General features: G+C 70.9%; 12 protein-coding genes. 3 read left to right on the top strand and 9 right to left on the bottom strand.

The features are described 5' to 3' along the window. From A33M_RS18215 to rimP, 4 genes are all read right to left on the bottom strand, one after another. Positions 1-680: translation initiation factor IF-2 associated domain-containing protein (locus tag A33M_RS18215; RefSeq protein WP_040621583.1), on the bottom strand; the 680-nt coding region annotated here is incomplete at its 3' end. A gap of 7 nt (positions 681-687) precedes the next feature. Continuing rightward, complete coding sequence (locus A33M_RS18210) at positions 688-1,470, bottom strand: RNA-binding protein (RefSeq protein WP_008390240.1); 783 nt, start codon at positions 1,468-1,470, stop codon at positions 688-690. A gap of 174 nt (positions 1,471-1,644) precedes the next feature. Continuing rightward, positions 1,645-3,381, bottom strand: a complete 1,737-nt coding sequence (gene nusA, locus A33M_RS18205; RefSeq protein WP_008390238.1) for a transcription termination factor NusA — start codon at positions 3,379-3,381, stop codon at positions 1,645-1,647. 1 nt (position 3,382) lies between these two features. Beyond that, positions 3,383-4,060, bottom strand: a complete 678-nt coding sequence (gene rimP / locus A33M_RS18200; RefSeq protein WP_008390235.1) for a ribosome maturation factor RimP — start codon at positions 4,058-4,060, stop codon at positions 3,383-3,385. A gap of 318 nt (positions 4,061-4,378) precedes the next feature. On the opposite strand from rimP, the gene A33M_RS18195 reads away from it, so the two are divergent. Then, complete coding sequence (locus A33M_RS18195; protein WP_008390233.1) at positions 4,379-5,053, top strand: 2-hydroxychromene-2-carboxylate isomerase; 675 nt, start codon at positions 4,379-4,381, stop codon at positions 5,051-5,053. A 57-nt stretch (positions 5,054-5,110) separates the two neighbouring features. Here the strand turns inward: A33M_RS18195 and A33M_RS18190 are convergent, their stop codons facing one another. Further along, entirely contained in the window at positions 5,111-5,713 is a 603-nt protein-coding gene (locus A33M_RS18190) for an exopolysaccharide biosynthesis protein (RefSeq protein WP_008390231.1), read from the bottom strand. Between the two features lie 317 nt (positions 5,714-6,030). Between A33M_RS18190 and A33M_RS23190 the strand changes: the two genes are divergently transcribed. Beyond that, positions 6,031-6,780 carry an orotate phosphoribosyltransferase gene (locus A33M_RS23190; protein ID WP_202801947.1) on the top strand — a complete coding sequence of 250 codons (750 nt, stop codon included), beginning with the start codon at positions 6,031-6,033 and terminating at the stop codon, positions 6,778-6,780. An 11-nt stretch (positions 6,781-6,791) separates the two neighbouring features. Continuing rightward, complete coding sequence (locus A33M_RS18180; protein ID WP_157223547.1) at positions 6,792-7,487, top strand: HAD hydrolase-like protein; 696 nt, start codon at positions 6,792-6,794, stop codon at positions 7,485-7,487. 16 nt (positions 7,488-7,503) lie between these two features. Here the strand turns inward: A33M_RS18180 and A33M_RS18175 are convergent, their stop codons facing one another. The 4 genes from A33M_RS18175 to A33M_RS18160 form a co-directional block, all read right to left on the bottom strand. Beyond that, positions 7,504-8,751 (bottom strand): nickel/cobalt transporter, encoded by a 1,248-nt coding sequence (locus tag A33M_RS18175; RefSeq protein ID WP_008390226.1) that lies wholly within the window; start codon positions 8,749-8,751, stop codon positions 7,504-7,506. After that, positions 8,742-9,401, bottom strand: a complete 660-nt coding sequence (locus tag A33M_RS18170; RefSeq protein ID WP_008390224.1) for a DUF1007 family protein — start codon at positions 9,399-9,401, stop codon at positions 8,742-8,744. Before A33M_RS18170 ends, A33M_RS18175 begins: the two co-directional genes overlap by 10 nt. 177 nt (positions 9,402-9,578) lie before the next feature. Then, a complete protein-coding gene (locus A33M_RS18165) occupies positions 9,579-11,099 on the bottom strand; it encodes an acetyl-CoA hydrolase/transferase family protein (protein ID WP_008390222.1) in 1,521 nt (506 codons plus the stop codon). 179 nt (positions 11,100-11,278) lie between these two features. Then, positions 11,279-13,690, bottom strand: coding sequence for a lytic transglycosylase domain-containing protein (locus tag A33M_RS18160; RefSeq protein ID WP_202801946.1), 2,412 nt, complete (start codon positions 13,688-13,690; stop codon positions 11,279-11,281). Positions 13,691-13,958 lie beyond the last annotated feature (268 nt).

Below are 13,958 nucleotides of genomic sequence, written 5' to 3'. Positions count from 1 at the left end.
GGCCGCGCTGGGGGGGAGCCGGTGGCGGGCTTGGTCGTGGCGGGCTTGGGCGCGGCAGCCGCAGGCGCGGACGCGGCCTTGGCGGCCTCGTCGTCGCCGAAGCGCTTCTTCGCCTCCTGCTCGGCCTTGCGCTTGGCCTCGTCCTCGACGCGGCGGCGCTCGTCCTCCTCGCGCTTGCGCGCCTCGGCGGCCTCGCGCTCGATCTTCTCGGCGGCCTCGCGCTCCTTGCGGCGGCGGGCCTCCTCCTCGGCGATGCGGCGCTCCTCGGCCTCGCGGACTTTTGCGTCGGCGAGCGCGTGGGCGCGGGCGGAGCGCTCCTCCTCGGTGAGGGTGCGCAGCACCACGCCGGACGAGCGCGAGCCACCGCCCGAGCGGCCACCGCCGCCCGAGCGCTGCGCGTTGCGGCTCTGTCCGTGGCCGCCACCGTGACCGCCGCCGCCGTGACCACCACCGTGGCCACCGCCACCGTGGCCGCCCTGCTGCGGCGTCGACGACGGCTCGCCCTTGGACTCGGGACCAGGGGCGCGGCGCTTCACCTTCTCGACCACCACCGCCTTGCTGCGGCCGTGGCTGAAGCTCTGGCGCACCACCCCCTGCTCGACGCTGCCGCGCTTGAGCGACAGCGTCTTGGGCTGCGCGACCGTCAACGTCTTCTCGCCGGGGTTCTTCGTGTCAGTCATTACGATCCTAGTCTCGGGCCGAGGATGCGGCCGTCTGCCTGTCGCCCCGCGTCGTCACGGAGCCACATGTACGAAATGTGTCGAGCAAGCGCCAGCGCCCCAGGACCGCGTCGGCCGCGCGCCCGGGCAGAAGCGCAGCATGTATCACATTTGTGCGCCCGAGTGCCAAATCCAATTCGGCGGAATCGAGCGACTGGAACACCGGGCGCGGACGATCGTCCGCGTCCGGCCGGCGCGCCGCCTGGGCGGCGATCTTGCGCACCCCGTCGGGGGCGGCATCTCGGGCGTGAATCAGCGCGATCGCCCGTCCGGACGCGATCGCGGCCTCCACCTTGGTGGTGCCGGCGACCACCTCGCCGGCCTTGTGGGCGATCGCCAGCGCGTCGAGCACCGACCGCTCCAGAAGCCGCTCGGTGACCTCGGCGAGGTCGGGATCGACCGTCACCCGATCGCGGAACGCGCGCCGCAGGGCGCCCTTGCGTACCGCGCGGATCACAAGATCGCGACGAGCCGAGACCCAGGCGCCGCGACCCGGCAGCCGGGCCTTGAGGTCGGGCACCACGTGCCGGTCGGGACCGGCGACGAAGCGGATCAGCGCGGCGACCGGCAAAACCTCGCGGGTGGCGACGCACATCCGCTCGGTCGCTCCGCGGCCGCGCGGACCGGAATCGAGGACGTCCTCCGCCGGCGCGTCGTCGTCCACGCGCGCGCCCGCGCTCCCGGACGGCGGTCCGTCGGGGGCGGCGGCCGGGGTGGCCGGCAGCGGGGCGTCGGTGGCGTCGGCCGGCATCGGGATCGCGGCTCTCCTCTCGGTCTCTTCGCTCTGGTCGTTTCTCTGGTCTCTGGACGTTCTGTCCGTTCTCACGGTCGGCGCCGGCTTCCGGTCCGGCGCCGAAAAATCCCGCTGCGTCCGATGGATACTGCGGCGCAGCGAACAGCGGGCGGGCCGCGGACCGGCACCCGGTCAGGCGCGGGCGTCGGTCTCCGGCTCGCCCTCGCCCGCCTCGTCTTCGCCCGCCTCGTCTTCGGCGCCCTCGTCTCGGGCGGCCTCGTCCTCGCCGGCGGCTTCCTCGTCGGTCTCGCCCTCGGTCGCCTCGTCGGTCTCCTCGCCCTCGGTCTCGGCCTCTTCCTCGACCTCGCGGTGGAGATCCGCCTCGGAGATCCAGCCGGCCTTGACGCGGGCCTGCATGATCATCTCCTCGCACTCGTCGCGGGACAGCTCGAAGCCGTCGAGAATGCCCGGCTCGCGCTTGGTCTCGCCGTCCTTGCGCTCGGTCCAGCCGGCGAGGTCGTCGGTGGCGCAGCCGGCGAGGTCCTCGACCGTCTTGACGTCGTTCTCGCCGAAGGCGACCAGCATCTTGGTGGTGACGCCGGGCACCTCCCGGACCTCGTCGGCGACGCCGAGCTCGACGCGCTTGGCGTCGTACTCGGCCTCGATCTGGGCGAGATACTCCTGGGCGCGCGCCTGCAGCTCGCCGGCGGTCTCCTCGTCGAAGCCCTCGATCGAGGCGATGTCCTTCTCGTCGACCATCGCGAGGTCCTCCACCGAGGTGAAGCCCTCGGAGGCGAGCAGCTGGCCCACCACCTCGTCGACGTTGAGCGCCTCCATGAACAGGTTCGAGCGCTTCTCGAAGTCGGCCTGGCGGCGCTCCGACTCCTCCTGCTCGGTGAGGATGTCGATGTCCCACCCGGTGAGCTGCGAGGCGAGCCGCACGTTCTGGCCGCGCCGGCCGATCGCCAGCGACAGCTGCTGGTCGGGCACCACCACCGCGATGCGCTCCTTGTCCTCGTCGAGCACCACCTTGGCGACCTCGGCGGGGGCGAGCGCGTTCACGACGAAAGTCGCGATGTCCGGCGACCACGGGATGATGTCGATCTTCTCGCCCTGCAGCTCGTTCACCACCGCCTGCACGCGCGAGCCGCGCATGCCGACGCAGGCGCCGACCGGATCGACCGACGAATCCCGCGAGATCACCGCGATTTTCGCCCGCGAGCCGGGGTCACGGGCGACCGCCTTCACCTCGACGATGCCGTCGTAAATCTCCGGCACCTCTTGCGCGAACAGCTTCGCCATGAACTGCGGATGGGTGCGGGAGAGGAAGATCTGCGGGCCCCGCGGCTCGCGGCGCACGTCGTAGATATAGGCACGGATGCGGTCGCCGTTACGGAACACCTCGCGGGGCAGCAATTCGTCGCGCCGGACGATCGCCTCGCCGCGGCCGAGATCGACCACCACGTTGCCGTACTCGACGCGCTTGACGATGCCGTTGACGATGTCGCCGATGCGGTCCTTGAACTCCTGGTATTGCCGGTCGCGCTCGGCCTCGCGCACCTTCTGGACGATCACCTGCTTGGCCGACTGGGCGGCGATGCGGCCGTATTCGAGCGGCGGCAGCGTGTCGGCGATGGTGTCGCCGACCTGCGCGGCGGGATTGTGCTTCCTGGCGTCGTCGAGGCTGATCTGGTTCGCCGGGTTCTCCACCGTCTCGACCACCAGCATGTGGCGGGCGAGGCGCAGCTCGCCTTTCTTGGGGTCGATCTCGGCATGGACGTCGGTCTCGCTGCCGTAGCGCGAGCGCGCCGCCTTGGCGATCGCGTCCTCCATCGCCTGGATGACGATGCTGCGGTCGATCGACTTCTCGCGCGCGACGGCGTCCGCGATCTGCAGGAGCTCGAGCTTGTTGGCGCTGACGACAGCCATTTCAGTCTCCTTTGGAACGCGGACGGGCGGGCGCGTCACCCGGGTCCGGTCCGTCGTCTTGAGCATCGGTGCGGGCGTCTTTCGACTTGCGGCGCGCCGCCCGCTGCCGGCGTGCCTCGCGGTCCTCGGCCTTGCCGCGCCTGAGCGACTCGGTGATCAGCGCGTCGGTGAGCAGCAGCTTGGCGTCGCTCATCTGCTCGACCGGGAGCAGCGCCGTCTCGACCACGCCGTCGCCCTTGTCGATTTCCACGCGGGCGGCGGAGCCCTCCACGGCGGCGATGGTGCCGCGGTAGCGCTTCTTGCCGCCGACCGGCACCGCCATCTCGATCTTGGCGAGGTGCCCGATCGCGCGCGCAAAATCGGACAGGCGCACCAGCGGCCGGTCGATGCCGGGCGAGGATATCTCGAGGCGATAGGCGCGGTCGACCGGATCCGTCTCGTCGAGCACCGGCGAGAGGGTGCGCGACACCAGCTCGCAGTCCTCGATCAGCATGGTGCCGTCCGGCTTCTCGGCCATCACCTGCACGGTGCAGCCGTCGATGCCGGACACCTTGATCCGCACCAGGCGATAGCCGAGCCCGGCCAGCACCGGCTCGACCACCGCGGCGACGCGCGCCGAGAGGCCGCTCTCGGCGATCAGCCGCGGCTCGTCGAGACCGGTATCGATCGTCTCCGTCATGTGTCGACCAGCAAAGGATTCGACCCGCGAAGGGCCGCCATCGTCCGCGCCCGCCGTGTCGCGACGACGACGCCCGGACCGAGGCCAATAAAAAAGAGCGGGTCCCGGGCGGGCCCACTCTCACGATCCGATCGGGCATCCGACCGTTATGAGACGTCCTCAGACGACACGGAATATAGCGGAGAATCCTTCCTTCGCAAGAGAGTCGGGCGATCGCGCCACCCGGCGCACGTGAATCCTCGACGGCGGCGGACCGCCTCATTAGCCTTGCGGAAAGGCCGGGCGACCGGTCGTCAAGGAGATACCGGAGGACCCCCGATGGATGCGATGGAGAAGCCCGTAAGGCTCACGGTCGACGTGTGGTTCGAGTTCGCCTCGCCCTATTCCTATCTCGCGGTGATGCGGATGGGGCGCCCCGCCCACACCGCCGGCATCGACCTCGTCTACCGGCCGTTCCTGCTCGGCCCGATCTTCAAGTCGCAGGGCTGGGACACCTCGCCGTTCAAGATCTATCCGGCCAAGGGGCAGTACATGTGGCGGGACTGCGAGCGGCTGGCCGCCGATCTCGGCCTGCCGTTCAAGCGGCCGCCGAGCTTTCCGGTGCACAGCGTGCTCACCTCGCGGGTGGCGCTGGTCGGCCTCTCGGAGCCGCCGGGCCCGACCCGGTGGGGCGAAAAATTCTGCCGGGCGGCGTTCCGCGCCGGCTTCGGCGAGGGGCTGGAGCTCGCCGAAGCCGCGGTGATCGCCGACATCCTGACGCATCTCGGGGTCGCGCCCGAGCCGGTGCTCGAAGCGGCGCAGACGCCGGCGATCAAGGACAAGCTGCGCGAGGAAACCGCCGCGGCGCAAAAGCACGGGATTTTCGGCGCGCCGACCTTCGTCACCGCCGACGGCGAGATTTTTTGGGGCAACGACCGGCTCGAGCAGGCTTTTGCCTGGGCCCGCCGGCTGGCCGGGCACCGGCTCGCCGGGGCGACCACCCCCGCCACATGAAGCCATCGCGGTCGGCGCCCTCGAGGGCGCCGGCCGTCGCACGACCGGGGAGAAAAATTACCCGCCGACCCAGTAGCGGATCAGCGCGCTGCCGCCTTCCAGCACCCCCCACACCATCGCCGCGCTGGTGGAGAAGGACAGCACCGTCGCCACCAGCGAGATGCCGAGCAGAACCCGGTCGTTCTCCATATAGGCGAACGCCACCAGCATGATCGCGAAGGTCGGGATGATGTGGCTGAAGGGGATCGGCCAGACGATGGTGGCGGCGAGCAGGAGCACGACGAGCCCGACCAGCCGGCCGGCGCCCGGGAAGGCGACCTGCGGCCTGCGGCCGACCATCCGCTCGAGCCGGGCGAAAAAGGCGATCGCCCGATTGGTCCAGCGGGTGAAATGCCGGGTCGGGATGGCGCAGTCGGTCACCGCCCGCGGCAGCCGCGGGCAGTCGTAGCCGAGCATCATCTGGAACGCGGCGAAGGCCAGCACGAAGCCGGTGACGAAGGCGACGCCCGGCGCGAGGCCGAGCAGTGCCAGCACCAGCACCAAAAGGCCGAACGAGCGCGGGCCGAGCCGGCCGATCAGCCAAGCGAGGCTGACGCGGTCGGGCGGCGCCTCCGCGAGCAGGCGCGCCAGCGCGACCGATGTGGGAACCCCGGGTTGCAACGCCAAAAACTCCAGTCGCTTCTCTCCCGGCCGGCCTCCCACCCGAACGGCCGCCGTCCGCCCGCTATATAGGCCTTGCCGGGCAGCGTGGAAATGCCGCTGGCGGGCTGCGGGTTTCATCGCCGCGCGAGGCGTTTCGTCGCGTGTGGCGCCGGCCGCCCACACCCGCGGACCGGCCGGGCGCGCCGGTTGACGGCCCGCGCGGCCGAAGCGATAAGAGCCCGGTCGCGCATGGCCTTCCGAGAGGCTTTCCCGCCGGGAAAGCGCACCGGCGCGTGTCGCTGTCCGGCCGATGGGCGCGCCCGACCACGGAGGCTTTGGTGACGACGTTTCTTCCCCCCGCCGACAAGACCGCGATCGCCCGTCAGACGGCCCGCATGCTGCTGGAGATCGAAGCGATCAAGTTCAATGCCGACAAGCCGTTCGTGTTCACCTCGGGGTGGGCGAGCCCGGTCTATGTCGACTGCCGCAAGCTGATCTCCTATCCGCGCCTGCGCACCGCGCTGATGGATTTCTCCGTCACGACCATCCTGACCGAGATCGGCTACGAGTCGATCGACGTGGTGGCGGGCGGCGAGACCGCCGGCATCCCGTTCGCCGCCTGGATCGCCGACAAGATGCTGCTGCCGATGCAGTACATCCGCAAGAAGCCGAAAGGATTCGGCCGCAACGCGCAGATCGAGGGTTTGGTCACCGAGGGCGCGCGCACGCTTCTCGTGGAGGATCTCGCCACCGACGGCCGCAGCAAGGTCGGCTTCTGCAAGGCGATCCGCGATGCGGGGGCGCGGGTCGACCACTGCTTCGTGCTGTTCTATTACGACATCTTCCCCGACGTCTCGATGCACGAATCGGGCGTCACCCTGCACCGCCTCGCCACTTGGCACGACGTGCTGGAGGTCGCGACCGACAGCGGCAGCTTCGATGCCGGCGTGCTGCGCGAGGTGAAGAGCTTTCTCGGCGCGCCGTCCGCCTGGTCGGCGGCGCACGGCGGCATCTCCGATTTCGCCAGCTCGCCCGAGGCGGTCGGCACCGGCAGCGGCGGCCCCGGCTCGACGGCAGCGGCGTGAGCGCCGCCCGCATGAGTGATCCTGCGACCTCCCGCGGGGCCGTGCTGCTCGACCTCGACGGCACCATCAGCGATCCGGCGGGCGGGGTCACCGCCTCGTTCCGCCACGCGCTCGCCCGGCTCGGCAAGCCCTTGCCGGACGGCGAGCCGCTCACCTGGATCATCGGCCCGCCTTTGCGCGAGAGTTTTGCGCGGGTGCTGGGGGACGATGCGATGGCGGCCGAGGCGCTGACGCTCTATCGCGAGCACCACGCCGCCGGCGCGCTCTACGACAACCGCGTCTATCCCGGCATGGCCGAGGCGATCGGCACGCTCGCCGGCGACGGCTTTCGGCTGTTCGTCGCCACCTCCAAGCTCGTCTCGTTCGCCGAGAAGATCGTCGCCCGGCACGGGCTGTCGGAGGTGTTCGCGGGCGTCTACGGGTCGTCGCTCGACCGCAAGGTCGAGGAGAAGGCCGACGTGATCGCGCTGTGCCTCGAAACCGAAAAGCTCGACCCGGCGCGCTGCGTGATGGTCGGCGACCGCAAGCACGACGTGATCGGCGCGGCGGTGAACGGGCTGTCCTGCATCGGCGTCACCTGGGGGTTCGGCGGCATCGACGAGCTGGAAGAAGCCGGCGTGACGGTCCTGTGCGACGCCCCGGCCGCGCTGCCGGGCCTCGTGGTGCAGACGATCGCGGGGACCCGACGGAGCCGCGGCGGCGCGTGACCGCCGCCGCAGATGATCAGATCATCCGCTCGCTCGCCATGTAGCCGCCGAGCAGCGCGAGGCCGAACAGCACCACCGCGCAGGCCGCCGCCACCTCAAGCCCGCGCACCATCAGCGCGCCGCGGCCGTCTTTCGCGCCGGCCAGCCGGCTCGCCACTCCCTTGGCGCCGACCGCGAGCGTCGCGATGCCGGAGACGGTCAGCGCGGTGCCGAGCCCCATCAAGAGGGTCGAGCCGACGCCGGCCCAGAACAGGCCCTGCGACAGCGCGAACACCAGCACCAGGATGGCGCCCGAGCAGGGGCGCAGCCCGACCGCGACGATCGCCGCAAGCCCGCGCGACCAGCCGCCGGGACCGGCGAGCTCGGCCGGCGCCGGCCCGTGCGAGCAGCAGCCGTCGTGATCGTGGTGATGATGGTCGTGAGCGTGATCGTGGTCGTTGTGGTGCGCATGGCCGCAGGCGCAGGCGCTGCCGTGATGATGGTCGTGACCGTGGTGCGCGTGGTCGTGATGCGCGTGGTCGTGTGGTTCGGCCGCGGCCGGCTCGGCATGGATCGCCGATCCGTGCACGTGGCTCCGAGCGAGCCCGTCTCGATGCGGCTCGGCGTGCAGAAAGCCCGTCCCCGCCGGCACGCCGGACAGGGCCGGCGCCAGCACCAGCGCGCCGCCGTCGGCGCCCGCCTCCGCCCGCTGCTCCCGAACGGCGCGTAAAAAGCCGCGGCCCTTGGTCAGCACCAGCCGGACGCCGATGACGACGATCAGCGCATAGCTCGCGGTCTCGATCCAGCGCACCGCCTCGGTCATCGTCGCGGCGGTGGCGTTCAGCGCGACCGCGGCCACCGCCACCACGGCGATCGCCACCAGCGCCTGCAGGAGCGCCGAGGCGAACGACAGCACGATGCCGCGCCGCCAGGTCTCCTCGTTGGCGATCAGATAGGAGGAGATCACCGCCTTGCCGTGGCCGGGGCCGGCGGCGTGCAGGATGCCGTAGACGAACGACACGCCGAACAGCGTCCACATCGCGGTGCCGTCGGCCTTCGCCGCCCGGATCAGGCCGGACAGCGAGCGATAGAACTGCGCCTGCTGCGCCAGCACCCAGCCGACCAGCCCGGTCTCCGCCGAAGCCGGCGGCGGCGCCGGCGTCCGCACCCCGAACGGCGACTGCGCGAGCGCGTCGGCGAGGCCGGCCGAGACGACCAGCACGGCGAGGACGCCGAGGCAGAGCGCGAGCGGCGCCTGCCAGCGACGGCGGGAGATCACGGGCATCGGACCATCACCTTGTTGCCGAACAGCTCGCCGACATTGGACATCTCTTCGGCGAACTGCGCCTCGGTCATGCGCTGGATCTTTTTGGTGAGCGCGGCATCGTCCGGCTTGTGGACCGACACCGTGCAGGCGGCCGGCGCGCCGGCCAGCGTGAACGGCGTCTCCTCGGCGAACGAGAAGTCGACGAAATAGGTGGGGTCGTACACCTCGAGGTCGATCGTGCGCGCCTTCACCGGCGTCTTCAGCGGCAGCGTGAAGTGCAGCGTCAGGCGGGAATCGTGAAACTCGAGCCAAGCGTCGACCGGGTCGGTGAACGACGCCGTCTTCCCGTCGAGCTTGGCGTAAGTGAAGAAGTCGAACTCCTTCAGCGAGGTGACGTTCACCTCGGCGAGGTCCTTCAGGTCGTCGCGGGTGAAGGCGCCGGGCGTCTTCGACGGGATGCCCTGGGTCGCGTAGGTGGAGAACATGTCGTCGAACGTCCAGGCGTTCCGCACGCCGGTGACGGTGCCGTCGGGGGCGACCACGAGGGCGTTCTTCATCACCACCCAGACATGAGGGTGGGCGCGCGCGGGCGGCGCGAGCAGCGTGCAGGCGGCGAGCACGAGCACGGCGAGGAGGCCGCGCAGGCGAGCGGTCGAGCATGACGTCATGGGTCGGACTCGGCGGTCGATTCGACCGGGCAAAGCACGGCACCGACCATACCGGCGAGTGGGGCGGAACGAAGGCCCGCGACTGCGAGCACGAAACGAAACAGGCGGGCCGGGGCCCGCCTGCTCGATCGTCCGGACGTCGTTTTCCGCAAGCGAGGGCGCCCCTCGCCGCCTCGCTCAGGCGCGCTCGAGCGCGTGCTTGGCCTTCCACTCCGACATGAAGCCGAACGCCTCGCCGAGCAGATGCGGCGTGTGGCGGCCGGGCGACTTCTCCAGCGCCAGCCGGTAGTACTCGGCGAGCGCCGGCTTGTAGTCGGGGTGGGCGCAGTTGTCGATCATCACCTTGGCGCGCTGCTTGGGCGACAGGCCGCGCAGATCGGCCAGCCCCTGCTCGGTGACCACCACCTGCACGTCGTGCTCGGTGTGGTCGACGTGCGAGACCATCGGCACGATGCAGGAGATCGCCCCGTTCTTGGCGGTCGACGGCGTCATGAAGATCGACAGATAGGCGTTGCGGGCGAAATCGCCCGAGCCGCCGATGCCGTTCATGATGCTGGTGCCGGCGATGTGGGTGGAGTTGACGTTGCCGTAGATGTCGGCCTCGATCATGCCGTTCATGGCGATCACGCCGAGCCGGCGGATCACCTCCGGATGGTTCGAGATCTCCTGCGGACGCAGCACCACGTGCTTCTTCAGCTCCTCGGCGCCGCTGTTGAAGCTCGCCGCGGCGTCGGGGCTGAGCGACACCGCGGTCGCCGAGGCGAGGCTCATCTTGCCGTTGCGGATCAGCTGCAGCATGCCGTCCTGCAGCACTTCCGTGTAGGAGGTGAGATTGTCGTAGGGGCCGTCCTCGAGCCCGGACATCACCGCATTGGCGACGTTGCCGACGCCCGATTGCAGCGGCAGCAGGCCGTGCGGCAGCCGGCCCTTCTTCACCTCGTGCTCGAAGAACTCGAGGATGTGGCCGGCGATCCGCTTGGAGTTCGCGTCGGGCGGCGTGAAGGGCGTGTTGCGGTCGGGCGCGTCGGTCCGCACCACCGCGACGATCTTCTCGGGGTCGCAGCGGAAATACTGCTCGCCGATGCGGTCGCCGGGGGCGAGGATCGGGATCGGCTTGCGGAACGGCGGCAGGCGCGTGCCGTAATAGACGTCGTGCATCCCCTCGAGGGCGGGATTCACCCAGTCGTTCACCTCGATGATGATCTTGTCGGCGAGGTCGAGCCAGGTCTTGTTGTTGCCGATCGAGTTGGCCGGGATCAGGCTGCCGTCCTCGCGGATGCCGGCGACCTCGACGATGGCGACGTCGAGATGGCCGAGATAGCCGAACCACACGAACTGGGCGACGTGCGACAGATGGATGTCGATGTATTCCATCGCGCCCGAATTGATCTTCGAGCGGCAGGTCGGATCGGACTGGTAGGGCAGCCGCATCTCCAGGCCGTTGACCTTGGCGAGTGCGCCGTCCAGCTCGGGCGCGGTCGAGGCGCCGGTCCACACGCCGACCCGGAACGGCTCGCCCTTGGCGTGGGCGGCCTCGATGCGGCGAGCCAGCGCCAGCGGCACGGCCTTGGGGTAGCCCGCCCCCGTGAAGCCGCTCATGCCGACATTGGCGCCGGCCGGGATCAGGGCTGCGGCGTCCTCGGCGGACATGATCTTGGAGCGCAGCGCCGGGTTCAGGATTCTCGATGAATTCGACATGGGAGTCCGTTCGGTGCGGAGGGGGTGCGGCAAACGTCCAGCGTTTCGGCTTATACGCCGGAGTCCCGGGGGACCATCCGACGAACAACTTACGACGTTAGGATACCGCCGGGCACACCTCTACAACCGGCCACCGCGGGTGGCCGGCAGGCCCTCTCACACGCGCCGCGGGTCGATCGTCAGCCTCGGCTCGCGCCGCGCATGTCGGCCTCGATGGTGAGCCGGCCGGGCGAGCGGAACCGCGAGCGGTAGACCTGCAGGTTCTCCATCACCCGCTGCACGTAGATGCGCGTCTCGGTGAACGGGATGCGCTCCACCCAGTCGACCGGGTCGACCCGCGGGTCGCGCGGATCGCCGTAGCGCTCGGTCCACTGCCGCACCCGGCCGCGCCCGGCATTGTAGCCGACGAAGGCGAGCACGTGATTGCCGTCGTAGGTGTCGATCAGGTCGGCGAGCTCGGCCGCCCCCATCTGCAGATTGTAGAGCGGGTCGCTCTTCAGCCGCTTGCGGTCGAACCGGATGCCGAGCCTCCTGGCGATGGTGCGGCCGGTCGGCGCCGTCACCTGCATCAGCCCGAAGGCATTGGCGTGCGACACGACGGTCGGGTTGAAGCCGCTCTCGGCGCGGGCGATCGCATAGACGAGGCTCGGATCGGCCTTCGGCCCGAGCGGACGATAGCTCGGCAACGCCCCGGCCGGGAAGGCGAAATGGTCGAAGCCGTAGCCGCGGGCGAGCGCGTGGCGGCCGATCGCCATCATGCCGCGGGCGTCCTGGTGGGCGGCGGCGGTCTCGGCGATCAGGGTCAGCGTGCCGACCTCCCCGCAGCGCGAGAGGTCGCCCGCGAACGGCACCACAAGCTCGCGATTGCCGGTCGCGTAGAGCAGCTCGACCGCGCGCACGAGGTCGAGATGGCGCAGGCGGGCGAGCTCGGCGCGCGAGGGCGGCTGCGGCCGACGCACGGGAATCGCGCGCTGGCCGAGCTTGGCGCTGGCGAGCTGGCCGTAATAGGCGGCCGGATGCTGGGCCGCGGCGGCATAGAACCGGCGCGCCTCGGCGCGGCGGCCGCTCGCCTCGGCGGTACGGCCGAGCCAGTAGTCGGCCCGCGCGAGCGAGGTCGGGTGGGTCGTCAGCTTCGGGATGCGGGCAAAATGCCGCTCGGCGGTGCGCGGGTCGTGCAGGTAGCGCAGCGCGATCCAGCCGGCGGTGAACGGCTTGTCGACCCGCAAACTTTCGCGCGAGGCGAGCGGCGCGTGGGCGGCGACCCGGTAGGCGAGCCGGTGCTGCCCGGCATCGAGCAGCTCGCGCACCAGCGTGCGGCACTCGCGCCACCAGTCGTCGGCGTCGACCCCGGCCTTCTCCACCCGGGCGACCGCGAGCAGGCGGCCGGCCTCGATCGGATGGCCGGTGCGGCGCAGCCACTGCGCGCGGGTGAACACATAGGCCGGGTCGTGGCGCAGCGCGCGCGGCACCGCGCCGAGCAACGCCCCGGCGTTGCGGGCGCGGCGGTTCACCGCCGAGCGCGCTTTCGCCAGCGCGACATAGCCCGGCCCGGGCAGTCGCTTGGCGGCGCGGATCGCGCCCGAAATATCGTCGGCGAAAATCCGGGCGCGGTACCGCGCCTCCTCGTCGCGCACCGAGAGGAGCCCGGAGAAGGTCGACAGCACCTCCTCCTCGAGGTTTTCCGAGAAGCCGGCCTCGCGCCAGGCCCGCACCACGTGCTTTTGCGCGTTTGCGCGGTCGCCCTGGGCGAGAAGCGCGCGGGCGAGCGCCAGCCGGCCGAGCGCGGTGATCGGCTGCTGCCCGGTGAAGAAGCCGAGCACCGTGCGGGGCGGATAGTCCTCGGTCCACAGCCGCATCTCGGCGCGCTTGCGCACCAGCACGATGCCCGGCCACGCCGGGTTTTCGCGAATATAGGCCGCGTAGCGCCAGAAGCTCTCGGGCGGATCGCCGGAGCGCAAAATCGCCCATTCGGCGAGTGCGCGGGCGGTCGGGTCACGGATCGCGTCGCGGCGGACGCTCGCCGCCTCGCCCTTGCCGCGGCCGGCGAGCGCGATCGCCTCCTTCAGCGCGGCGATGTCGGCGGCCGACGCCTTCGGCATCGGCCGGTGAACGGTGACGGCGGTCGCCGGCGCGGCGCCGACCGCGGCGACGGCGGCCGCAGGGGCGGCGATCCGCAGCGGTGCCGGGCGGCTCGCCGGGGCGGGCTCGGGCACCGGCGGCGTGCTGCCGGTGAAGACCGCGTGCGCCTGCAGGACACGGCCGATCGGGTCGTGCGCGGCGACCGCGGGGCGCGCCCGCGGCAGCGGCGTCGGATGCGCCCGCGCGCGCGGCAGCGGCACCCGGCGGGCGGTGCGGTGTGCGGTCGCGGAGCGGGAGGCGGCGCGGGCGAGACGCACCGCGGGCGTCGCCGCCGCGGCCGTGGCGGAGGTGGCGTCGGCTGCGGCCGAATCGAGCCCCGCCGCGGGCGACGGAACAAACGCTCGCTCCACCGGATCGGCGGAGGGTGTGGCACGTGCGGGGACCAACGACGCGAGCACGGCGCAGGCCAGAATCGGGAGTGCGGCGAGGCGGTTGCGAGCCGTCTGCGGCATGAACGTCCTCCGATCGTGGTTCTCTCGGGCGATTTCTCGAGCGACCTCTCGGGCGAGGGACGGCCCCGGCCCGTCCCGCTCCTTTGTCCGAAAAGACCGTCAACGAAGTGCAAACGCGAGTCAAATCGCGCCGAAGGTCAAATCGGGCGGAAGGAAAGTATTCGCATGGCCGAATCGTGACGAATGTCGGGCCGGCGACCGCTCGACTGCTGCGAAACTCTCAGAGCCCGTTTGGGAACTCCGACGGGGCTGCGCCGGAGCCGCTTTC

This window comes from Rhodovulum sp. PH10, from assembly GCF_000293785.1.
Taxonomy (GTDB): domain Bacteria; phylum Pseudomonadota; class Alphaproteobacteria; order Rhizobiales; family Xanthobacteraceae; genus Rhodoplanes.
The sequence above is the reverse complement of the archived record's forward strand: the minus strand, read 5'-3'. Positions and strand labels throughout refer to the sequence as shown.